The sequence below is a fragment of the Streptomyces sp. QH1-20 genome, from assembly GCF_041283565.1.
Classification (GTDB): Bacteria; Actinomycetota; Actinomycetes; order Streptomycetales; family Streptomycetaceae; genus Streptomyces; species Streptomyces syringius.
Map to the genome: position 1 here is coordinate 5,277,917 of NZ_CP166299.1, position 21,055 is coordinate 5,298,971.

General features: G+C 71.5%; 18 protein-coding genes and 1 riboswitch. Of the genes, 10 read left to right on the top strand and 8 right to left on the bottom strand.

Features of this window, described 5'->3' with window-relative positions; translation table 11 throughout:
• Positions 1-32: 32 nt before the first annotated feature.
• The 3 genes from rsgA to AB8O64_RS24040 are packed head-to-tail and all read right to left on the bottom strand — an operon-like array spanning position 33 to position 3,150.
• Entirely contained in the window at positions 33-1,037 is a 1,005-nt protein-coding gene (gene rsgA, locus AB8O64_RS24030) for a ribosome small subunit-dependent GTPase A (RefSeq protein WP_130879805.1), read from the bottom strand.
• Between the two features lie 17 nt (positions 1,038-1,054).
• The gene (aroA, locus tag AB8O64_RS24035; protein ID WP_370421310.1) at positions 1,055-2,410 is read right to left on the bottom strand and encodes a 3-phosphoshikimate 1-carboxyvinyltransferase; all 1,356 of its coding nucleotides are present in this window, start codon (positions 2,408-2,410) and stop codon (positions 1,055-1,057) included.
• A gap of 26 nt (positions 2,411-2,436) precedes the next feature.
• Complete coding sequence (locus AB8O64_RS24040; RefSeq protein WP_370421311.1) at positions 2,437-3,150, bottom strand: M50 family metallopeptidase; 714 nt, start codon at positions 3,148-3,150, stop codon at positions 2,437-2,439.
• 41 nt (positions 3,151-3,191) lie between these two features.
• Between AB8O64_RS24040 and AB8O64_RS24045 the strand changes: the two genes are divergently transcribed.
• From AB8O64_RS24045 to def, 8 genes are all read left to right on the top strand, one after another.
• Entirely contained in the window at positions 3,192-4,016 is an 825-nt protein-coding gene (locus AB8O64_RS24045; protein ID WP_370421313.1) for an SOS response-associated peptidase, read from the top strand.
• Between the two features lie 89 nt (positions 4,017-4,105).
• Positions 4,106-4,783, top strand: coding sequence for an alpha/beta family hydrolase (locus AB8O64_RS24050; protein WP_370423951.1), 678 nt, complete (start codon positions 4,106-4,108; stop codon positions 4,781-4,783).
• Positions 4,784-5,166: 383 nt separating this feature from the next.
• The gene (locus tag AB8O64_RS24055; RefSeq protein WP_207303976.1) at positions 5,167-5,853 is read left to right on the top strand and encodes a sigma-70 family RNA polymerase sigma factor; all 687 of its coding nucleotides are present in this window, start codon (positions 5,167-5,169) and stop codon (positions 5,851-5,853) included.
• Positions 5,850-6,179 carry a mycothiol system anti-sigma-R factor gene (gene rsrA, locus AB8O64_RS24060; protein ID WP_356454853.1) on the top strand — a complete coding sequence of 110 codons (330 nt, stop codon included), beginning with the start codon at positions 5,850-5,852 and terminating at the stop codon, positions 6,177-6,179. Before AB8O64_RS24055 ends, rsrA begins: the two co-directional genes overlap by 4 nt.
• A 269-nt stretch (positions 6,180-6,448) precedes the next feature.
• Positions 6,449-7,759 carry an HD-GYP domain-containing protein gene (locus AB8O64_RS24065; RefSeq protein WP_370421315.1) on the top strand — a complete coding sequence of 437 codons (1,311 nt, stop codon included), beginning with the start codon at positions 6,449-6,451 and terminating at the stop codon, positions 7,757-7,759.
• Complete coding sequence (locus AB8O64_RS24070; protein ID WP_370421317.1) at positions 7,756-9,285, top strand: metal-dependent phosphohydrolase; 1,530 nt, start codon at positions 7,756-7,758, stop codon at positions 9,283-9,285. The genes AB8O64_RS24065 and AB8O64_RS24070 overlap by 4 nt, the downstream gene beginning before the upstream one ends.
• A gap of 251 nt (positions 9,286-9,536) precedes the next feature.
• Entirely contained in the window at positions 9,537-10,523 is a 987-nt protein-coding gene (locus AB8O64_RS24075; RefSeq protein WP_356454847.1) for a hypothetical protein, read from the top strand.
• A 117-nt stretch (positions 10,524-10,640) separates the two neighbouring features.
• A complete protein-coding gene (def, locus tag AB8O64_RS24080) occupies positions 10,641-11,270 on the top strand; it encodes a peptide deformylase (protein WP_356454845.1) in 630 nt (209 codons plus the stop codon).
• A 130-nt stretch (positions 11,271-11,400) separates the two neighbouring features.
• Here the strand turns inward: def and AB8O64_RS24085 are convergent, their stop codons facing one another.
• The 4 genes from AB8O64_RS24085 to AB8O64_RS24100 all read right to left on the bottom strand — a co-directional run bounded on the left by AB8O64_RS24085 (position 11,401) and on the right by AB8O64_RS24100 (position 17,168).
• Positions 11,401-12,423, bottom strand: coding sequence for a ribonucleotide-diphosphate reductase subunit beta (locus AB8O64_RS24085; protein ID WP_370421318.1), 1,023 nt, complete (start codon positions 12,421-12,423; stop codon positions 11,401-11,403).
• The gene (locus AB8O64_RS24090) at positions 12,414-14,795 is read right to left on the bottom strand and encodes a ribonucleoside-diphosphate reductase subunit alpha (protein WP_370421319.1); all 2,382 of its coding nucleotides are present in this window, start codon (positions 14,793-14,795) and stop codon (positions 12,414-12,416) included. Before AB8O64_RS24090 ends, AB8O64_RS24085 begins: the two co-directional genes overlap by 10 nt.
• A 157-nt stretch (positions 14,796-14,952) precedes the next feature.
• Positions 14,953-15,092, bottom strand: a riboswitch (cobalamin riboswitch).
• A gap of 244 nt (positions 15,093-15,336) precedes the next feature.
• A complete protein-coding gene (gene mctP / locus AB8O64_RS24095; RefSeq protein WP_365210068.1) occupies positions 15,337-16,962 on the bottom strand; it encodes a monocarboxylate uptake permease MctP in 1,626 nt (541 codons plus the stop codon).
• Complete coding sequence (locus AB8O64_RS24100; protein WP_130880302.1) at positions 16,959-17,168, bottom strand: DUF3311 domain-containing protein; 210 nt, start codon at positions 17,166-17,168, stop codon at positions 16,959-16,961. Before AB8O64_RS24100 ends, mctP begins: the two co-directional genes overlap by 4 nt.
• 1,023 nt (positions 17,169-18,191) lie before the next feature.
• Here AB8O64_RS24100 and AB8O64_RS24105 point away from each other — a divergent pair.
• Together AB8O64_RS24105 and AB8O64_RS24110 are read left to right on the top strand one after the other, a co-directional pair.
• Complete coding sequence (locus tag AB8O64_RS24105) at positions 18,192-18,530, top strand: MerR family transcriptional regulator (protein WP_130879818.1); 339 nt, start codon at positions 18,192-18,194, stop codon at positions 18,528-18,530.
• Positions 18,531-18,869: 339 nt separating this feature from the next.
• Complete coding sequence (locus tag AB8O64_RS24110; protein ID WP_370421323.1) at positions 18,870-19,073, top strand: cold-shock protein; 204 nt, start codon at positions 18,870-18,872, stop codon at positions 19,071-19,073.
• Positions 19,074-19,342: 269 nt separating this feature from the next.
• Here AB8O64_RS24110 and AB8O64_RS24115 read toward each other — a convergent pair whose 3' ends face one another.
• Entirely contained in the window at positions 19,343-20,881 is a 1,539-nt protein-coding gene (locus AB8O64_RS24115) for a glycoside hydrolase family 3 protein (RefSeq protein ID WP_370421324.1), read from the bottom strand.
• Positions 20,882-21,055 lie beyond the last annotated feature (174 nt).

Sequence of the window (21,055 nt, forward strand, 5' to 3'; positions counted from 1 at the left end):
TGCCACTGGCGGTCACTCGCAAACGTAGGCGATCAGTCGCCTTCGCGCCGCTCCCGGGTCGCGAGCAGCCGCCGCAGGGAGTAGAGCCGCTGCGGATCGGCGTGACCGTCCGTCACCCACTGGTCCAGCGCGCAGTCCGGCTCGTCGTGGCTGCACGCGCGCGGGCAGTCCTCCGTGCCGGGCACCAGGTCGGGGAAGGCGAGGATGACCCGCGAGGGGTCCACGTGGTGCAGCCCGAAGGACCGGACGCCCGGGGTGTCGATCACCCAGCCCGTATCGCCCGGGAGGGGCAGGGCCAGTGCCGAGGTCGTCGTGTGGCGGCCGCGGCCGGTGACCGCGTTGACGTGGCCGGTGGCCCGCTGCCGCTCGACGAGCGCGTTGACGAGGGTGGTCTTGCCGACGCCCGAGTGCCCGACGAACGCGGTGACCCGGTCCGTCAGCCGCTCCCGGACCCGCTCGGCGGCGGCACCGGCGGCCAGCTCCTCACGGCTGGTCACCACATAGGGCACGCCCAGTGCCCCGTAGGACTCCAGGAGCTTGTCCGGGGAGGCCAGGTCCGACTTCGTCAGCACGAGCAGCGGTTCCAGCCCCGCGTCGTACGCGGCGACCAGACAGCGGTCGATGAGCCGGGGCCGGGGCTCGGGGTCGGCGAGGGCGGTGACGATCGCGAGCTGGTCGGCGTTGGCGACGACGACCCGCTCGAAGGGGTCGTCGTCATCGGCGGTACGGCGCAGCACGGAGGAGCGCTCCTCGACCCGGACGATCCGCGCCAGGGTGTCCTTGGCGCCGCTCAGGTCGCCCACGACGGCGACCCGGTCGCCCACCACGGCCCCCTTGCGCCCCAGTTCGCGTGCCTTCATCGCGATGATGGTGCGGTCCTCGACGAGGACGTGCAGCCGGCCCCGGTCGACGGTGAGGACGAAGCCCTCGGAGGCGTCCTCGTGCTTGGGGCGGATGTTGGTGCGGGGGCGGTTGCCCTTGCGGTTGGGCCGGACGCGGATGTCGTCCTCGTCGGGGTTCTTGCCGTAGCGGCGCATGGTGCTCTTCCGCTCTCTCAGACTCTGCCTGCCGGGGCCGCCCCGGCGACCGGCCCGAGCATGCCGGTCCACAGGGCCGGGAAGTCGGGGAGGGTCTTCGCGGTGGTCGCCACGTTCTCCACCTGGACGCCCTCGACGGCCAGGCCGATGACGGCGGCCGCGGTGGCGAGCCGGTGGTCCTCGTAGGTGTGGAAGACACCGCCGTGCAGGGCGCGCGGGCGGATGTGCAGCCCGTCCTCGGTCTCGGTGACATCGCCACCGAGCTCGTTGATCTCCTTGGCGAGGGCCGCGAGCCGGTCGGTCTCGTGCAGCCGCAGATGGGCGATGCCGCGCAGGACGGACTCGGAGTCGGCGAGGGCGGCGACCGCCGCGATCACCGGGGACAGCTCGCCGACCTCGTGCAGATCGGCGTCGATGCCGGTGATCCGGCCCGTACCGGTGAAGGTCAGACCGGCCTCCGTCAGCTCACAGCTGCCGCCCATGGCGGTGAAGATGTCGCGCAGCGCGTCGCCCGGCTGGGTGGTGTGCTCGGGCCAGTCGGGGATGGTGACCTTGCCGCCGGTGACCAGGGCGGCCGCCAGGAACGGCGCCGCGTTGGACAGGTCGGGCTCCACCACGATGTCCCGGCCCAGCAGGGCGCTGGGGGAGACCCGCCAGACGTCCGGCTCGCCGCCGGACTCGGGGGTGTCCACCTGGGCACCAGCCGTCCGCAGCATGTCCACGGTCATCCGGATGTGCGGCATCGAGGGCAGCACGCCACCGATGTGGCGCACCTCGACACCCTGGTTGAAGCGCGGCCCGGACAGCAGCAGGGCGCTGACGAACTGCGAGGACGAGGACGCGTCGATCTCCACCGGCCCGCCGTCCAGGGCACCGCCGCCGTGCACGGTCAGCGGCAGCGCGCCGCGTTCGTTGTCGTCGATGCGGGCGCCGAGGGCGCGCAGCGCGTCGATCACGCCGTGCAGCGGGCGCTCGTAGCTGCGCGGGTCGCCGTCGAAGCGGATCGGGCCGTCGGCGAGGGCGGCGACGGGCGGCAGGAAGCGCATGACCGTGCCGGCGTTGCCGACGTCGACGGTGGCCGGGCCGTGCAGCCGGGCGGGGATCACCCGCCAGGCCTCGCCCTCGGAGTCCGCGGAGGCGGAGGACACCGTCTCCTCGATGCCGACGCCCATGGCGCGCAGTGCCTCGGCCATCAGCAGGGTGTCCCGGGAGCGCAGCGGGCGGCGGACCCAGCCGGGCTCGGAGGCGAGGGCGGCCAGGACGAGGGCGCGGTTGGTGACCGACTTCGATCCGGGCACGGTGACGGTCGCGTCGACTGCTCCGGTCGCGGTCGGGGCGGGCCAGAGGTCGGTGTGCGCGGGGCTCTCGGTCATGCCTTTACCTTAGTGGCTCGTCCGGGTCACAGTCCGAGCAGCCAGCGCCCGCCGCCGGTCAGCGAGCACAGCGACACCACATGGAAGAAGCCCAGCCAGATCACCGGCGGCACGTTCGTGAGCCGCCCCAGCTGGTCCGCGTCGGAATCCGGCGCCCCGCCGTGCCGCCGCTTCCGCTGGAGCTCGAAGGCCGGCCGGACCCCGCCCAGCAGCAGGAACCACACCACCCCGTACGCGAACGCCGCCTGCACCGCCGGGCCGGTCAGCCAGGAGACAAGGACGAACGCCGCTCCGGCGAGGACGACCGTCAGGACGCCGTAGGCGTTGCGGATCATCACCAGCATCGCGGCGAGCAGCCCGGTCGCGCCCCACAGCAGGGCGGTGATGTGCCCGGCGGCCAGCAGCCAGGCGCCGAGGAGGCCGAGCAGCGAGGGGGCGGTGTAGCCGGCGGCGGCGGTCAGGATCATGCCGATGCCGGTCGGCTTGCCGCGCGAGACGGTCAGGCCCGAGGTGTCCGAGTGCAGCCGGATGCCGTCCAGCCGACGGCCGCTGAGCAGGGCCACGAGCCCGTGGCCGCCCTCGTGGGCAATGGTGATCGCGTTACGGGTCACCCGCCACACCCCGTAGGGGGCGACCGCCGCGAGCGCCACGACAGCGGTGAGCACCACCAGCCACGTCGACGGGTCGGGCTGGGTGCCGACGACGCGGTCCCACAGGTCGGTGGCGTTCGTGCTGTCCATGTGTGAGCGGCTCCTTGGGTCGTCGCGGCAGTGTGGCACTCATGTGCGGGCGATATGCGGCGAGCCGGCGGCCGGAGGATCTGGTCGGGCTCTTCGGGGTGGAGAAATGGGAACCGACGGAGACGCTGGCTCCGGACTGGAACGTGGCGCCGACCAAGAGCGTCCACGCGGTGCTGATGCGTCCTGTGAAAGACGCCGTCGACCGGCGTCCGGTTCGTCAGCTGCGGGCGCTGCGGTGGGGCCTGGTGCCGTCGTGGGCGAAATCGCCCGAGGGCGCCGCGAAGATGATCAACGCGCGGGCGGAGACGGTCCACGAGAAGCCGTCCTTCCGCCAGGCCTTCGAGTCGCGGCGCTGCCTGCTCCCGGCCGACGGCTATTTCGAGTGGGTCACCGGGGCCGGTGAGCGCGAGCTGGAGGAGAAGGGCCGCCGGAAGCGGTCCCGCAAGCAGCCCTACTTCGTCACCCCGGCGGACGGCTCGGTCATGGCACTGGCGGGGATCTACGAGTTCTGGCGCGACCCGGCGCTGCCCGGCGACCACCCGCAGGCGTGGTGGGTGACCTGCTCGGTGATAACGACCGAGGCCGAACCGGAGCCGTTCGCCCCCGGCGGTGCCCAGGAGGAGGCCGGGCCGCGCTCGCTGGCGGAGATCCACCCGCGGATGCCGCTGGTGCTGCCGCCGGACCGGTGGGACGCGTGGCTGGACCCGGCCCGCACCGACCCCGCCGAGCTGCGCGCGCTGCTGGCCCCGCCGGCCGCCGGTCTCGTACGGGCCTACCCGGTGGCGACGGCGGTCAGCGACGTCCGCAACAACGGGCCGGAGCTGCTCACCGAGCTCGAGGCGCCGGAGGAGACGACGCTCTTCTGAGGGCTGTTCCGCGGTCGTTCCGAGACTGTTCGGAGAGGCTCCTCGGGTGGGCTGTTCTGGGGGCGGCAGGATGGCCGGTGAGCGATTCGATGATCGAATCGGTGACGGAAGAGACCACGGAGGGCCCAGTGGCCGAAGCGACTGTCGAGACGGTGCCGACCCCGGCCGGGGATGCCCGTATCCATTGGTACTCCGTGCCCGGTGCGCGGTTCACGCTCGCCCTCGGGCACGGCGCGGGCGGCGGCATCGAGGCCCGTGACCTGAGGGCGCTCGCCGCCGCGCTGCCCGGCCGAGGGGTGGACGTCGCGCTCGTCGAGCAACCGTGGCGGGTCGCGGGCAAGAAGGTGGCCCCCGCCCCGAAGGCACTCGACGCGGCCTGGGTCGCGCTGTGGCCCGCGCTCGCCGCGCCGGGTGTGCCGGTCGTCGCGGGCGGCCGGAGCGCCGGGGCCCGGGTCGCGTGCCGCACGGGCGCGGAGCTGGGTGCCATCGCCGTCCTCGCGCTGAGCTTCCCTCTGCACCCGCCGGGCAAGCCGGAGAAGTCCCGCGCCGAGGAGCTGACGGGCGCCGGGCTGCCGACGCTCGTCGTCCAGGGCGCCCGTGACCCCTTCGGGCGGCCCGAGGAATTCCCACCGGGCACCGAGCCGGTCGCGGTGCCGTTCGGTGACCACGGCTTCGCCGTGCCGAAGAAGGCGGACCTCACACAGGAGGACGCGCTCGCGGTGATCACCGACGCCGTCGGCGGATGGCTGGACGGGCTGCCGCGCTGACGAACGGCCGGTCGATGCCGGTCGGTCGATGACTGGTCGTCGGCTGACGGCTCCATGGCTGATCGGCAAGGACCGTTCGATCGGCAGGAACCGTTCGATGGGCAAAGATCGTTCAAAGATCGACAATGGGTGGGCCGGTGGGGAATGCGACATCCGTTGTCGCTGTTGTGTCAGTCGTAGATACGTACCGGTAGAGCAGAGGATTGGGAGTTCCCCGCATGGGTTCGATCGCTTGCCCGTCCCGCCCGCAGTCGGCCGACCTCGAATGGTCGGTGCTGCGCGTGGCCCGTCCGGCCCTGGCTGGAGCGGCGGGCGCACCGGATCGTCGTCTATTCTCCGATTCGAGCGGGTCCGTATCCGGTTCCGCCACTGTGCTGGAGGAGGTGGGTCCGGTCACTGGGACCGACGCGGGGACGGATGACAGCCAGGAGCGGCAGCCCACGGAGAGCGCTGCCGAGCGCAATGCCCGCTTCGAGCGGGACGCCCTCACCTTCCTCGACCAGATGTACTCGGCCGCCCTGCGCATGACGCGCAATCCCGCTGACGCGGAGGACTTGGTCCAGGAGACGTACGCGAAGGCTTACGCGTCCTTCCACCAGTTCCGCGACGGTACGAACCTCAAGGCGTGGCTGTACCGCATTCTGACGAACACGTTCATCAATTCGTACCGCAAGAAGCAGCGTGAGCCGCTGCGCAGCGCCTCCGAGGAGATCGAGGACTGGCAGCTGGCGCGCGCCGAGTCGCATATGTCGACCGGACTGCGCTCCGCCGAGTCCCAGGCGCTCGACCACCTCCCCGACTCCGATGTCAAGGAGGCCCTGCAGGCCATTCCCGAGGAATTCCGCATAGCGGTCTACCTCGCGGACGTGGAGGGCTTTGCGTACAAGGAGATCGCGGACATCATGGGTACGCCCATCGGTACGGTCATGTCCCGACTGCACCGGGGCCGTCGTCAGCTGCGCGGAATGCTCGAGGACTACGCCCGCGAGCGGGGACTGGTTCCGGCCGGGGCCACCCCCGGAGCGAAGGGCTCCGACGAGTCGCACAATCGGAAAGGCTCGGACTCATGAGCTGCGGAGACCCGCACGAGACGGACTGCTCTGAAGTCCTCGACCATCTTTACGAGTTCCTCGATCACGAGATGCCCGACGGTGACTGCGCCAAGTTCGAGGTGCACATCGACGAATGCTCCCCGTGCCTGGAGAAGTACGGGCTGGAGCAGGCCGTGAAGAAGCTCGTCAAGCGCTGCTGCGGCCACGACGACGTCCCCGCCGACCTCCGGTCGAAGGTCATGGGCCGGATCGAGATGATCCGCGCCGGCGAAGCCCTGCCCGAGCAGGACGTCGTGGCCGAGGCCAGGGCGGCGGAGGCGGCGGACGCGGTCTCCCGGGACTGAGCCGGGAGCCCGGCCGGCCCTGAGCCCGCCCGGGCGCCGTTCCTTCCCGCGCGCCCCTTCCCGCTCGGCTCCCGCCCGGCTTCCCTCGGCCCGTTCCGCTTCGCGCCCCGGATCGGGCCGGAGCAAACCACCGCGCCCCAGATCATCACCCGAAGGTGTGCATCCGGCAGATACGGGCCGGGCAATCCCTCGATGCGCCGTTCTCCGGCCGTATATGAGCCTATTCTCCCCATCCACAGGCAAGCCTGAATGGACGGGGAGGACGCGCCATGTGGGCACTTCCGGCGACGGCGCGCGCCCTGGTCATGGGCGCCGTACTCGCCGCGGCGCTGTGCGCGGCCCCCGCGCTGCGGGCCGGTGCCGGCGTCCCCTGGGCGGCGGTCGCGCTCCTCGCCGCCGTCGGCGCGGCCGCCGAGCGGCTGCCCCGCCGGTCCCTCGCCCTCCCCGTGCTGCTCACCGCCGCGTTCGTGCTGCCACCGGCCGCCGCCGCGCTCGTCGCCGTGCCGGGCGCGCTCGTCGGCAGGGTCGAGCGGCCCCCGGTGGCCACGCGCCGCCTGTGGCACGCGGCCCAGCAGTCGCTGGCGGTGTGGGCCGCCTCCTCCGTCTTCGCCGCCTTCTCGCCGCTCCCCGGCCTTCACGCGCTGCCTCCCGCCCTCACCGCCGCCCTGGTCTGCGCTCTGGTCCTCACCGTCCTGGACGGGGCGATCCAGGTCGCCGCCGAGCACCGCCCTTTTTCCGCGCTCCTGAGCGGTCTGCCGACCGGCTTGCTCGGGCCCACGCTCGTCCACGGGCCGGCCGCGCTGCTGGCCGCGATCCTGTGGCGCGGCGCGTACGGGCCGGCGGCGGCACTGCTCGTGCTGCTGCCCATGGCCCTGTCCGGTTGGCTCCTGGACAGCGGCAGGCGCGAGCGCGCCGCCCAGCAGGAAGCGGTACGGGCACTGGTGCAGGCCGTCGATCTCAAGGACCGCTACACCCGGGCGCACTGCGAGCGCGTCGGGCGGGCCTCGGTGCTGATCGCCCGCGAGCTGGGCATGACCGGTGAACGACTGGAGACGATGCGCCTCGCGGGCGTGCTGCACGACATCGGCAAGATCGGCGTCCCTACCCGGCTGCTGCGCAAGGACGGGCCGCTGACCCCCGAGGAGCGCCGCGTCATCGAGCTCCACCCGGAGTACGGGCACGAGATCGTGCGCGGCATCGCCTTCCTGGACGAGGCGCGGGCGGCGATCCTGCACCACCACGAGCGGCTGGACGGCACGGGCTACCCGCACGGCCTGACGGGGCATCACATCCCGGAGTCCGCCCGCGTCGTCGCCGTCGCGGACGCCTTCGACGCCATGACCTCCAACCGCAGCTACAGCCGCGCCCGGCCGGTCCCCGTCGCCCTCGCCGAACTCCACCGGTGCGCGGGCTCCCACTTCGACCCCCGCATGGTCGCCGCCCTGACCCGCGCCCTGGACCGCCGGGGCTGGGGCCTCGTGGTCCCCGCGGACGCCTCCGACCTGGCCGTTCCCGTCAGCCGAAACGTCCCTTCGGGCTGTAGTGCGGATGCCGCCGTGGGCCGCGGGGGCGAGCGATGACCCCTCGCGCGGCCCGTGGCCCGGGCGCCGACGTCCACCCGGCCGACGCCGAGGGCACCAAGGCGCCGCCCGGCCACCCGGTGGCCCCGGCCCCCGGCCTCGGTCGTGGGGAGTGGCCCGGGGGCGAACCGTGGCCGGATCCGTATCGGTGGGGCCCCGATGGGTACGCACCTCGCCCCGGCGAAGCGAGCGGCACCCGGCGCGATCCGGCCGGCCGGGCCGACGGGCCCTGGGCCCGGCACCGGGCCTGGCCCGCCGCCCCCGCCGGGAGCGACACCCTCACCGGTCGGCGGTTCGTCCGCGGGGTGCATGCCGTCGCCGGGGCCGTCGCCGTGCTGGCGGTCGGGTGGACCGCGTGGCACGGGGTGGCGCAACCGCAGGTGGCGCTCGCCTGGGGAGCGCTGATCGCGCTCGGTGAGGCGACGTGGCGGCCGCACCCGGGCGGGCGGGACGGGCAGACGCCCCGGCCGCCCGCGCCCGTCGGGGCCGCCGGGGCGCTCGCCTACGCGCTGCTCGGCCAGATCGGGGGCCGGGAAGCCGTGCACGGCGTGCCGCAGGTCGTCGCCGTCGTGTTCGCCGCCACCCTCGCGGGAGCGATCGGACGGCCGCCCGCGCTCGACGAACTGGCCCGCCGCGTGCTGACCACCGCCTTCGTCGCCGGTTGTTTCCAGCCACCGCACCACACCGGCGTCCTGGACCGGTGGCCCGGCCACGGCCCGTATTACGTGATCTACCTCCTGTCCCTCCTCGTGCTCAGCACCCTGGGGGACGCGCTGCTCGCCGCCGCGCTCGCCCGGGCCCGCACCGGCGGCCGGTACGGGCGGGCCCTGCGCACGGAGCTGCGGGCCGTGGAAGGGCCGGGCACCGCGATCCACGCGACCGGCGTGGTGATGGCACCGGCCGTCGGCGCCGCCGGGCTCTGGGCGCTGCCGGCCCTCGGCCTGCCGCTGCTGTTCGTCCAGCTCGGAGCCCGTCGCCCGGAGGCCGCACGGGTCGTCCGGCACCAGACCGTCGCCGCCCTCGCCCGTGCCACGGAGATCGCGGGCCACGTCCCCAGCGGGCGGTCCCACCGTGTCGCGGCGCTCGGCCGGGCCGTCGGGCGGGAGCTCGGCCTGAGCGCGGCCGAGCTCGACGCGGTGGAGCACGCGGCCCTGCTCCGCGACGTCGGCCGGCTCGCCCTTCCCGACGTGGCGCCGCCCGCCGAGCGGCGGCGCGCCGCACTGCTCGCCGGGGTCGTGGCCCGGCGGGCCGGGGTGCCCGCCGCGGTCGCCGTGGCCGTGGAGCGGCAGGGTGAGCCGTACCGGGCCCAGCCGCTCGCCGCCAGGATCGTCGCCACCGTGCGTGCCTACGACGATTTCGCCACCCCCGCCGACTACGACGATCCGACCGGTGCCGAGGCGCGCGGGCCCCTGCGCGCGCTGGAGCGGCTCCGGCTGGCCACCGCGTACGACCACGAGCCCCGGGTGGTGGAGGCGCTCGCCCGGGTGCTCTCCCGGTGCGCCCCTGCACCCGCCGACCTCCGATAGTCCGGGAAACGCTGACTAGCCCGCTGAACCCACGGGTAATGAGCGGGCGTCCAAAGGGGCATGGTTGGATGCGAGAGACGAAGAAAATGCGGGAAACCGGGGGGTGTCATGCGCGCCGCCGTCGGCAAGGAGGTGTGGTGGGCGCCGCTCCCCGCAGCACATGAGGTGTGGCAGGTTGTCGTCAGGGAGGACGGCGGCCGCCACCAGGGCGATCCGGCGTGGTTGCACGCAGAAACCGGCAGGCGGGAATCGTGAGGATCTTCGGCAAGGTACGGCACCGGCCTTCCGCCTCGTGGCGGCAGGCCACCGACCGCGCGTTCACACTCATCGGCGACGGCCGGTACGAGGACGCGGGCGCGCTGCTGACGCGGGCCGCCGACATGGAGCCGTGGCTGTCCGAGTCCTGGTTCAATCTCGCGCTGCTCCATAAGTTCCGGCACGACTGGGAGCAGGCCCGGGCCGCCGGGCTGCGCGCCGTGGCGCTGCTCGACCGCGAGACGGGCGCTCCCGACTGGTGGAACGTGGGCATCGCCGCGACGGCACTCCAGGACTGGCCGCTGGCCCGGCGCGCCTGGCAGGCGTACGGGCTGCGGGTGCCCGGCGAGGGCAGCCCGGCCGGTGAGCCGGTCGGCATGGAGCTCGGCAGCGCGGCCGTGCGGCTGTCCCCCGAGGGCGAGGCCGAGGTCGTCTGGGGCCGCCGGCTGGACCCGGCCCGGATGGAGGTCCTGTCGATCCCGCTGCCGTCGTCCGGCCGCCGCTGGGGCGAGGTCGTGCTGCACGACGGCGTCCCGCACGGCGAGCGCGTCACCGCGGCGGGCCCCGCGTACCCGGTCTTCGACGAGATCGAGCTGTGGGCCCCCTCACCCGTCCCGACCTGGGTGGTGCTCCTGGAGGCCGCGACCGAGGCCGACCGGGACGCCCTGGAGCGGCTCGCGGCCGACGCGGGCTTCGCCGCGGAGGACTGGTCCTCCTCGGTGCGGCTGCTGTGCCGTACGTGTTCGGAGAGCCGGATGCCCAGTGACGAGGGCGACGGGGAGCACCTGGACCCGCACGACCACAGCGAGCCGGGCCACCCGGGCCCGCTGGGCCACCGCACGGCGGGCTCCGGCTCCCTGTGGGTGCCCGAGCGCGAGGCCGGGATCGCCGCGCCCGCCGGGCTGGTGCGGGGCCTGCTGGACGGCTGGGTCGCCGACAGCCCCGACTCCCGTGAATGGCGGGATCTCGAAGAGGTCTGCTGAGCCGTCTGCTGAGCCGGAGGCCCCCAGTGGGCCTCTGGGGCCGCCGCGTCCCCCGTACTCTGTAGGGATCCTGTGGGATATGAGTTTTCCGGGTTCTGAGAGAGGCATACGGCGGACATGGCGCAGCAAGAGAGCGAGCAGCCGGTGAACGGCGAGTTCATCGTGGACACCGAGGACTGCGAGGCGCGCGAGCTCGCGTACCGCGAGCGCGGCACCTCCCGTCCGATCACCGTCGTCGGCAACCCCGTTCTGCACCGGGAGTGCAAGGACGTCACGGAGTTCGACGACAAGCTCGCCCAGCTGATCGACGACATGTTCGCCAGCCAGCGGACCGCCGAGGGCGTGGGCCTCGCCGCGAACCAGATCGGCGTGGACCTCAAGGTCTTCGTCTACGACTGCCCCGACGACGAGGGCGTCCGGCACACCGGTGTCATCTGCAACCCGGTCCTGGACGAGCTGCCGGCCGACCGCCGCGTCCTCGATGACTCCAACGAGGGCTGCCTGTCGGTCCCCACCGCCTACGCCGCGCTGGCCCGCCCCGACTACGCGGTCGTGCGCGGCCAGGACGCGAAGGGCAACCCGATCGCGATCGAGGGCACCGGCTACTTCGCCCGCTGCCTCCAGCACGAGACCGACCACCTCTACGGCCGGCTCTACATCGACCGCCTCTCCAAGCGCGAGCGCAAGGACGCCCTCCAGCAGATGGCCGAGGGCACCCCGCGCTACGAGATCGTCCCGAACGACTGATCCGTACGTACGGCTACGTACGACGAAGGGCCCCGCTCGATAGGAGCGGGGCCCTTCGTCGTCTCTTTGCCGCCTGCGGCGGCGAGCGCCCTGCGGGCGCGTCCTCAATCGCCGGACGGGCTTGGTTTGATCAGAACTCGTCGTCGAAGGCGACCGAGCCCTCGACCGCCACCTGGTACGCGGACGCGCGGCGCTCGAAGAAGTTGGTCAGCTCCTGGACGTTCTGCAGCTCCATGAAGGAGAAAGGGTTCTCCGAGCCGTAGACCGGTGCGAAGCCCAGGCGCTGGAGGCGCTGGTCGGCGACGCACTGGAGGTACTCGCGCATGGACTCGGTGTTCATGCCCGGCAGGCCCTCGCCGCACAGGTCGCGGCCGAACTGCAGCTCCGCCTCGACGGCTTCCCGCAGCATGTCGGTGACCTGCTGCTGGAGCTCGTCGTCGAAGAGGTCGGGCTCCTCCTGGCGGACGGTGTCCACGACCTCGAACGCGAAGTTCATGTGCATGGTCTCGTCACGGAAGACCCAGTTGGTGCCGGTCGCCAGGCCGTGCAGCAGACCGCGCGAGCGGAACCAGTACACGTAGGCGAAGGCGCCGTAGAAGAACAGGCCCTCGATGCACGCCGCGAAGCAGATCAGGTTCAGCAGGAAGCGACGGCGGTCGGCCTTCGTCTCCAGCCGCTCCAGCTTCTCGACCTCATTGATCCACTTGAAGCAGAACTGGGCCTTCTCACGGATCGAGGGGATGTTCTCGACCGCGTCGAAGGCGGCGGCACGGTCCTCCGGGTCGGGGAGGTAGGTGTCCAGCAGCGTCAGATAGAACTGGACGTGCACGGCCTCCTCGAAGAGCTGCCGCGACAGGTACAGCCGCGCCTCGGGGGAGTTGATGTGCTTGTACAGCGTGAGGACGAGGTTGTTCGCCACGATCGAGTCGCCGGTCGCGAAGAACGCGACGAGGCGGCCGATCATGTGCTGCTCACCCGGGGACAGCTTGGCGAGGTCGGCGACGTCCGAGTGGAGGTCGACCTCCTCGACGGTCCAGGTGTTCTTGATCGCGTCGCGGTAGCGGTCGTAGAAGTCCGGGTACCGCATCGGGCGCAGCGTCAGCTCGAACCCGGGGTCGAGCAGGTTCTTCTGTTCGGACGACATTACTGGCATGCCTCGCAGGACTCGGGGTTCTCAAGGGAGCAGGCGACGGCGTCGGCGTCCGGGGTCGCGACCTGCTGTACGGGGATGGTGGCGGCGGCGCCGGCCGAGCGGGCGATCCGGGTCGCCGGACGCGAGCGCAGGTAGTACGTCGTCTTGATGCCCTGCTTCCAGGCGTACGCGTACATCGAGCTGAGCTTGCCGATGGTGGGCGAGGCCATGAAGAGGTTCAGCGACTGGCTCTGGTCCAGGTACGGCGTACGGGCCGCGGCCATGTCGATCAGGGCGCGCTGCGGGATCTCCCAGGCGGTGCGGTAGAGGTCGCGCACCTCCTTGGGGATCCAGTTCATGTCCTGGATCGAGCCGTTGGCGTCCGTCATCGCGTCACGCGTGGTGCGGTCCCACACGCCGAGCTGCTTCAGGTCCTCCACCAGGTAGGTGTTGACCTGGAGGAACTCACCGCTGAGCGTCTCGCGCTTGAAGAGGTTGGAGACCTGCGGCTCGATGCACTCGTACACACCCGCGATGGAGGCGATGGTGGCCGTCGGCGCGATGGCGAGCAGCAGCGAGTTGCGCATGCCCGTCTTCGCGATCCGGGCGCGCAGCGCGTCCCAGCGGTCGGCCCAGCGCTGCTCGGCGTTCGGGTAGTGGTCGGGGTGCAGCACGCCGCGCGCGGTGCGGGTCGCGGACCAGGCCGGGTGCGGGCCGTGCCGCTCGGCGAGGTCGGCGGACGCCTCGTACGCCGCGAGCATGATGCGCTCGGAGATCCGGGTGGACAGCTCCTTCGCCTCGGCGGAGTCGAAGGGCAGCCGCAGCCGGAAGAAGACGTCCTGGAGACCCATGAGGCCCAGGCCCACCGGACGCCAGCGGCTGTTGGAGTTCCCGGCCTGCTCGGTCGGGTAGAAGTTGATGTCCACGACGCGGTCGAGGAAGGTCACGGCAGTGCGGACCGTGCGGTCCAGCTTCTCCCAGTCCATCTCGCCGTCGGCGCCCAGGTGCTGCGCCAGGTTGACCGAACCGAGGTTGCAGACGGCCGTCTCGCCGTCGTCGGTGACCTCGAGGATCTCGGTGCAGAGGTTCGAGGAGTGGACGACCTTGCCGGGCTCGGCGGTCTGGTTCGCGGTGCGGTTGGACGCGTCCTTGAAGGTCATCCAGCCGTTGCCGGTCTGCGCGAGGGTGCGCATCATCCGGGAGTACAGCACGCGCGCGGGGATCGTCTTGATCGCCTTGCCGTCGGCCTCGGCCTTGCGGTACGCCGCGTCGAACTCGTCGCCCCACAGGTCGACCAGCTCGGGGGTGTCGGCGGGGGAGAACAGCGACCAGTCGGAGTCCGCCTCGACGCGGCGCATGAACTCGTCCGGGATCCAGTGCGCGGTGTTGAGGTTGTGCGTGCGGCGGGCCTCCTCACCGGTGTTGTCGCGGAGCTCCAGGAACTCCTCGATGTCCGCGTGCCAGGTCTCCAGGTAGACACAGGCCGCGCCCTTGCGCCGGCCGCCCTGGTTGACGGCGGCGACGGAGGCGTCCAGCGTGCGCAGGAACGGCACGATGCCGTTGGAGTGGCCGTTGGTGCCGCGGATCAGCGAGCCGCGCGAGCGGATGCGCGAGTACGACAGGCCGATGCCGCCGGCGTGCTTCGACAGCCGCGCCACCTGGTGGTAGCGGTCGTAGATCGAGTCCAGCTCGTCCAGCGGCGAGTCCAGCAGGTAGCAGGAGGACATCTGCGGGTGCCGGGTGCCGGAGTTGAAGAGCGTGGGGGAGGACGGCAGGTAGGAGAGCGTGCTGGTCAGCCGGTACAGCTCGGCCACGTCGTCCAGGGCCCGCGTCGAGTGGTCCTCGGCGAGGCCGCAGGCCACGCGCAGCAGGAAGTGCTGCGGGGTCTCGACGACCTGGCGGGTGATGGGGTGGCGCAGCAGGTAGCGGCTGTGCAGGGTGCGCAGACCGAAGTAGCCGAAGCGGTCGTCGGCGCCGTCGGCGAGCGCGGCGTCCACGAGGGCGTCCAGGCGCTCGGCGTGCGTCACGACGAACGCGGCCGTCTCGTCGGCGATCAGGCCCTCGCGGTGGCCGACCGCGACGGAGGCGGAGAAGGAGAGCGCGCCCTGTCCGGCCGCCTCGTCGGCGATCGCACGCGTGAGCAGTCGCGCGGCGAGCCGGGAGTACTCCGGCTCCTCGGCGATGAGCCCGGCGGCGGCCTCGGTGGCCAGGGACCGCAACTCGGCCTCGTCCGAGCCCGGGTGCCGGCCGCGCAGTGCGGCGGCGGCGACCTTGCCGGGGTCGGTGGCGGGCAGATCGGCGGTGAGGTCGGTCAGGGTGCGCAGCAGCGCGGTCCCGGGGCCGCCGGTCGCTTCCGCTGTCGCTGAGACCGGATCGGCGGGCGCGATGGTCACGTGGGGCTCTCCCTCGCTCGGCAGTGGTGTGGGCCGGGCGGGCGGGCGCGACGGGCGCGTACGGGGACACCCCTGCACCAGGGCATGCCACGCAGCGTCCACCGGCCCAACCCGCGAGACCCGGACGAATTCGACGCCCTGTTCCGAGCGGAGGCTCGGAGGCGGGCGCGCTGTCGGCAGGTCCTCGGACTCTGGGTACGTAAAACCGCACACATACACCGTTGCGGGACAGTTCCGGATTTCCACCGGATTCCCCTGCGGCGACAGCGAGGACGAGCATACATCTAGTGCTGCCACTCGTACGCGCCCCCACATGTTGTGTCGCGCGGTAATGAGCTGGGTGCGGAATGTGCTAGAGCGCCCGGGTGTTGGACCTCGAATCGCTTATCGCCTGAGCCCCCGTCACGGCCCTCGGAGGCCTCCCCCGAAGCCCCCCGAAGGGCCTCTGCGAGCGTCGGGGCGGCACCCGCAAGGCGAAGGCCGCCGCCCCCCTGTTCGTCGGGGAGCGGCGGCCTCAGAGGCGCGGTCGGGGGTGTGGGGGTCAGTGGCCGCCGGGTGCTCCCGCGGTGGCCGCCGGGAGCTTCTCCACCACGCCCGGGTCACCCGCGTCGGCGGTGTAGTCCGACGCCTTCGTCTGGTCCACGCCGTCCGGGGCGCCGAGCTTCCTGAGCACGAAGGTGAGGACGATCACCACGATGACGTTGAGGACGAAGGCCGTGAGGCCGATGTAACCCTTCTCACCGATGAGCGGGATGAGGTTCGTGTTGCCGAAGTGGTCCTGCGTCGCGCTCGGCGTGTCGTACGCCCGCCAGGTGCCGTAGATCATTCCGGCCGCCCAGCCGCCGAGCAGCGCCCAGCGGTGGCACCAGCGGGTGAAGAGCCCGCCCACCAGGGCCGGGACGGTCTGCAGGATCCAGATGCCGCCGAGCAGCTGGAAGTTGATCGCGACGGTCTTGTCCATGGTGAGCACGAAGGCCAGCGCGCCGACCTTCACCAGCAGCGAGGAGAGCTTGGAGACCTTCGCCTCGTGCTCGGGCGTGGCGTCCGGCCTGATGAAGTCCTTGTAGATGTTGCGGGTGAACAGATTCGCGGCGGCAATCGACATGATGGCCGCCGGGACGAGCGCGCCGATCCCGATCGCGGCGAAGGCGACGCCCGTGAACCAGTCCGGGAACATGTTCTCGAAGAGTTGCGGGATGGCCAGCTGGCCGTTCTTGACCTTGACCCCGGCGGCGAGCGCCATGAAGCCGAGGATCGCCAGCAGCCCGAGCATCAGCGAGTACAGCGGCAGGATCGTGGTGTTCCGGCGGATGACGTTGCGGCTGCGGCTGGAGAGGACCGCCGTCACCGAGTGGGGATAGAGGAAGAGCGCCATCGCCGACCCGAGGGCGAGCGTCGCGTACGCCCACTGCGCCTCCGGCCCGGTCACCAGGGAACCGCGCGGCTTGCCGGTCGCCGGGTTCTCGACCGCGAACGCCTCGCCCGCCTTGGCGAAGATGTCGTCGAAGCCGCCGAGCTTGATCGGGATGTAGACGATCGCCACGATGATCACGATGTAGATCAGCGCGTCCTTGACGAAGGCGATCAGCGCCGGCGCCCGCAGCCCGGAGGAATAGGTATAGGCGGCGAGCACGCCGAAGGCGATCAGCAGCGGCAGGTCCTTCATGAACCAGTTCGACCCGCCGCCGACGCCCATCACGTCCAGGACGGCCTGGATGCCGACGAGCTGGAGCGCGATGTACGGCATCGTCGCGAGGATGCCGGTCAGCGCGAGGGCCAGCGACAGCCCCTTGGACCCGAACCGGCCGCGGACGAAGTCCGACGAGGTGACATAGCCGTGCTTGTGCGAGACCGACCACAGCCGGGGCAGGAAGGTGAACACCAGCGGATAACAGAGGATCGTGTACGGCACCGCGAAGAACCCCGCCGCGCCGCCCGCGTAGATAGCCGCCGGGACGGCCACGAAGGTGTACGCGGTATAGAGGTCGCCGCCCAGCAGGAACCAGGTGACCCAGGTGCCGAACGAGCGCCCGCCCAGCCCCCACTCGTCGAGATTGTTCGCGTTCTCCGCGCGCCGCCACCTGGAGGCGACGAAGCCCATGACGGTGACGACCAGGAAGAAGAAGATGAAGACGGCGAGCGCCACGCCGTTCACGCCGTCCTTCACCGCCGCTCACCACCCTTGCGGGCGCGCTCCTGGCGCCTGACGATCACATACGCGACAACGGTGAGCGCGGTCGAGAGGACCACCCACAGCATCTGGTACCAGTAGAAGAACGGCATGCCGATGAACGTGGGGGTGAGCCGGGAGTAGGAGTCGACCCACAGCATCGCGCCGAAGGGGATGGCCAGACACACCCCCGCGACGACCATGGGCACGGTGACGGCGGATGCCGTACGCCCACCCTTGGGGCCGCCCTCCGACGACACCGTGGACGGTGACGTCGTCGACTGCTGGGGCAGCTGCGCTGCCGACCCGGCGAGAGGCTCGGCGGGTGGTTCGGTCGGTGGTTCCGTCATGGTGGTGACTCCCCCCTGTGTGATCACTGCGTGATGCGCAGGAAATCTAGGGGAGGGTGCTACTGGGCGTCACCCCCTGTCCGCATATCGGTATGGCAATTTCAGGCCCGAGAGCGATGCGGCAGGCGGTGACGTCGGGCCCGCACGCGTTCGTACGCGGCCCCGAGGCCGGCGTCACGGCGCTGCTCGAAGCGGGGCCCCGGGCTGGAGCGGTCGCCACGTGCCCCGTCTGTGATCGAAGGCGACTATCTCTCCGATCGGCACACAAAAATCTATGTCGGTCAGAGTAGACATTGGGTGCCGGTGTGGTTATGGTTTCTCTTGTAGCCGAGATCGAGCAAGGCCCGGCAGAGATGAACTGCCGGGCAGCAGCACCGTAGTTCGCAGGACGGTGCGGTGGTGGAGTTTCGAAGCCAGGGTTGTTGCAGGACGGCGACGGGACTGACGACCGGACCGGGTGGCCCGCAGTGATCAGGGGCCGCCGTGGACAGGACCGCGGTAGCGGTTCAGTAAGTGCAGTTCGCAGTACCCAGCAGTGCAGTCAGTGAGCAGCACCCCGGTGAAGGCGTCGGCTGCGGACGCGCGCATCGGGCAGTTCGGCAAGTAGTAGCTCATACAGAGGGAAGAACGGAGGAGCCCCGCGCCATCAGGATCGCCCGGGCGGATCGCTGAGTCCGGGTACCGCAGGACATCGACAGTGAGGTGGTCTCCGGTCAAGCAACCGCGATCCCCGCACCCCCGGCAGCATCTCGGTCGGGTCTGCGGAAACGGAAGGCCGACGCAGTACTAGGGTCGGCAGATGGTGTAGCAGTTCCTTCGGGGCCCTGGTGCCATATGGCACCAGGGCCCCTCCATGCGTTCCACGGAGAGGTGCAGATGACAGCAGACGACTCGTTCGGCCGTCTCGATGACGACGACTACCCCGCCTACACCATGGGCCGGGCCGCCGAGCTACTCGGCACCACCCAGGGCTTCCTCCGCGCCATCGGCGAAGCCCGCCTGATCACCCCGCTCCGTTCCAAGGGGGGTCACCGCCGCTACTCCCGCTACCAGCTGCGCATCGCCGCCCGCGCCCGCGAACTCGTCGACCAGGGCACCCCGATCGAGGCCGCCTGCCGCATCGTCATCCTCGAGGATCAGCTCGAGGAAGCCCAGCGCCTCAATGCGGAATACCGGCGTGCCGCCGAGTCGGTGAATCCACCACCCGCGGTCTGAGGTCGTGCGCGCCCGAAGAGCGACCGCACTTCCTGAGAGTTTGCACTTCGGGTAGACCAATATCTATGGCCGCGAGGTGAGGGTTCAGCACGTCGCGCGCGGAGTGTTTTTACCGCAACTAACAGAGTGGAATTACGTACCCTACGTGGGCTGTTGCCGGCATGCTACTGTCGAGCTCAGTTGTAGTTGTGTTCCCGAACTTCAAGCGCCTTCCTCGGCACTTTCAGCCACTGGAAAGCGCTTTCGTACTGCCGGTCATTTTTTGGGGCGGGCCTCATCGCGGCGACCCGGTATCCGTACATCGCGGGTGCCGGCGTACTGCACCATAGGAGATACGGCATGGCGTCAGGCACCGTGAAGTGGTTCAACGCGGCCAAGGGTTTCGGCTTCATCGAGCAGGACGGCGGCGGTGCCGACGTGTTCGCCCACTTCTCGAACATCGCAGCTCAAGACTTCCGTGAGCTGCTCGAAGGCCAAAAGGTCACCTTCGACATCGTGCCGAGCCCGAAGGGCCCGACGGCCGAGAACATCGTTCCCGCCTGACGCTGACGCGTACTTTGCGGCTGGGGCCCGCACCCCTCTGGGTGCGGGCCTCCGCTATGGGAGTTTCCCGGAGTGGTGTGACCCTTTCGAAGTCGCGCCCGACGGGATCCGGGATTCGCGTCCGCACGGCGTCAGCCATTTCATCGCCTGCACTCCGCACCGGATTCACGGCAGCCGGATTCGCATTCCATTCGGCCTTTCCCGTGATTCCCCCCTTGCTTTCCGCTGCGGGAATTCCTTGGTGCGTTCCTCCCGGCGGCCGGACCGGGTCAATTCGCCGGGGACGTCGAATCGGCTACTCCGGCGAGGAGTTCCGCTGCCGCCTGGCCCGAGACGCGGGTCGCGCCGTGGGTGGCGAGGTGGACGGCGCCGGGGGACGTACTGCCGGGGACGCCCATTTCGATCACGACGGCATCCGGGCGGCCGGTCAGCAGACGGTTCAGCGCGTCCGACATCCACGTGTGCCGGGCGGCGTCGCGGACCACGACGACGAGCGGGCGGCCGATGGCGGGGGTCAGGGCGGTGCGGTCCAGGAGGTCCGGGTCGGCGGCGAGGTCGGGCTGTGCCAGCCGGACGGACGTGGCGCCGGGGCGCAGTTCGCGCAGGGGGCCCGCCACGCCCCACGGGGTCTGCCGGTCTATGGCCAGGGTCGAGGTGGGGACGAGCTCCACCACGTGCGGGTCGGCCGGCAGCGGAAGAGTGCCGTCCACGCGGCCGGCGACGCGCAGCGCGCGCCGGGCCGCCACCAGGCCGATGTCGGAGCGCACCCCGTCGGCCGCCGTGCGGGACCGGGCGTGGCGGCCGGACCAGGCGGCGAACTCCGCGACCCGGGCCGCCGCCTCGGCCAGTCGCTCCTCCGGGAGGGTGCCGTCGTGCACGGCCTTGGCCAGTGCGGTCGTCAGGAGTTCGGTGGTCGTCTCGTCCGCGCTCTCGCCGCCGACGCACACGGCGTCGGCGCCACCCGCCACGGCCCGCACGGTCGCGCCGTCGATGCCGTAGCGGCCGGTCACCGCGCTCATCTCGATGCCGTCGGTGACCACCAGGCCGTCGAAGCCGAGCGTGCCCCGGAGCAGGTCGTCCAGGATGCGGGGGCTGAGGGTCGCCGGGAGCTCGGGGTCGAGGGCGGGGACGAGCAGGTGGCCGGTCATCACGACCCGGACGCCCGCCTCCATCGCGGCGGTGAAGGGCGGCAGGGCGGTCGCGGCGATCTCCTCGGCGGAGGCCGTGACGCGGGGCAGGTCGTGGTGGGAGTCGACGGCGGTGTCGCCGTGGCCGGGGAAGTGCTTGGCGCAGGCGGCGACCCCGGCGGACTGCAGGCCCCGGACCCAGGCGGCGGTGTGCCGGGCGACCAGATCGGTGGCGGGCCCGAAGGACCGCACGCCGATGACGGGGTTGCGGGGGTTGGAGTTGACGTCGGCGCTCGGCGCGTAGTTGAGGGAGACGCCGGCCGCGTGCAGCTCGCGGCCGATGTCGTGGGCGACGGACTCGGTCAGCGCCGGGTCGTCCACCGCGCCGAGGGCCAGATTGCCGGGCCGCGAGGCGCCCGTCCACGCCTCCATGCGGGTGACGTCCCCCGCCTCCTCGTCGATCGCGATGATCAGGTCCGGGTTCTCCGCGCGCAGCGCCGAGGTCAGCCGGGCGACCTGCTCGGGGTCGACGATGTTGCGGCCGAACAGCACGACGGCGGCCAAGCCCTCCTCGGCGATCCGGCGGCGGACCCAGTCCGGGGCCTCGGTGCCCTCGAAGCCGGGCTGGAGCACCGCGTGCGTCAGCCGGGTCAGTGGCTCGCCGCGACCGTGGGACAGCATGGGTGGGTACCTCCGATGGTGCCGGTGCCCGCGAGAACGGGACGGGACAATCGGGATGTTGGACTGTACCAATGGGGGTGTCAAGGCCGGACTGCGTGCCTGAGCTGTTCGAATAGGCCGTTCTGGAGCCTCAGTTGGAGATCGCTTGAGGTCATCCCCCGGTCGGTCAAAGGC

What these genes read in the sequence shown, in the direction of transcription:
- rsgA (WP_130879805.1), bottom strand. Translation starts at nt 1,037, where the DNA reads ATGCGCCGCTACGGCAAGAACCCCGACGAGGACGACATCCGCGTCCGG.
- aroA (WP_370421310.1), bottom strand. Translation starts at nt 2,410, where the DNA reads ATGACCGAGAGCCCCGCGCACACCGACCTCTGGCCCGCCCCGACCGCG.
- AB8O64_RS24040 (WP_370421311.1), bottom strand. Translation starts at nt 3,150, where the DNA reads ATGGACAGCACGAACGCCACCGACCTGTGGGACCGCGTCGTCGGCACC.
- AB8O64_RS24045 (WP_370421313.1), top strand. Translation starts at nt 3,192, where the DNA reads ATGTGCGGGCGATATGCGGCGAGCCGGCGGCCGGAGGATCTGGTCGGG.
- AB8O64_RS24050 (WP_370423951.1), top strand. Translation starts at nt 4,106, where the DNA reads ATGATCGAATCGGTGACGGAAGAGACCACGGAGGGCCCAGTGGCCGAA.
- rsrA (WP_356454853.1), top strand. Translation starts at nt 5,850, where the DNA reads ATGAGCTGCGGAGACCCGCACGAGACGGACTGCTCTGAAGTCCTCGAC.
- AB8O64_RS24065 (WP_370421315.1), top strand. Translation starts at nt 6,449, where the DNA reads ATGTGGGCACTTCCGGCGACGGCGCGCGCCCTGGTCATGGGCGCCGTA.
- AB8O64_RS24070 (WP_370421317.1), top strand. Translation starts at nt 7,756, where the DNA reads ATGACCCCTCGCGCGGCCCGTGGCCCGGGCGCCGACGTCCACCCGGCC.
- def (WP_356454845.1), top strand. Translation starts at nt 10,641, where the DNA reads ATGGCGCAGCAAGAGAGCGAGCAGCCGGTGAACGGCGAGTTCATCGTG.
- AB8O64_RS24085 (WP_370421318.1), bottom strand. Translation starts at nt 12,423, where the DNA reads ATGCCAGTAATGTCGTCCGAACAGAAGAACCTGCTCGACCCCGGGTTC.
- AB8O64_RS24100 (WP_130880302.1), bottom strand. Translation starts at nt 17,168, where the DNA reads ATGGTCGTCGCGGGGGTGTGTCTGGCCATCCCCTTCGGCGCGATGCTG.
- AB8O64_RS24105 (WP_130879818.1), top strand. Translation starts at nt 18,192, where the DNA reads ATGACAGCAGACGACTCGTTCGGCCGTCTCGATGACGACGACTACCCC.
- AB8O64_RS24110 (WP_370421323.1), top strand. Translation starts at nt 18,870, where the DNA reads ATGGCGTCAGGCACCGTGAAGTGGTTCAACGCGGCCAAGGGTTTCGGC.
- AB8O64_RS24115 (WP_370421324.1), bottom strand. Translation starts at nt 20,881, where the DNA reads ATGCTGTCCCACGGTCGCGGCGAGCCACTGACCCGGCTGACGCACGCG.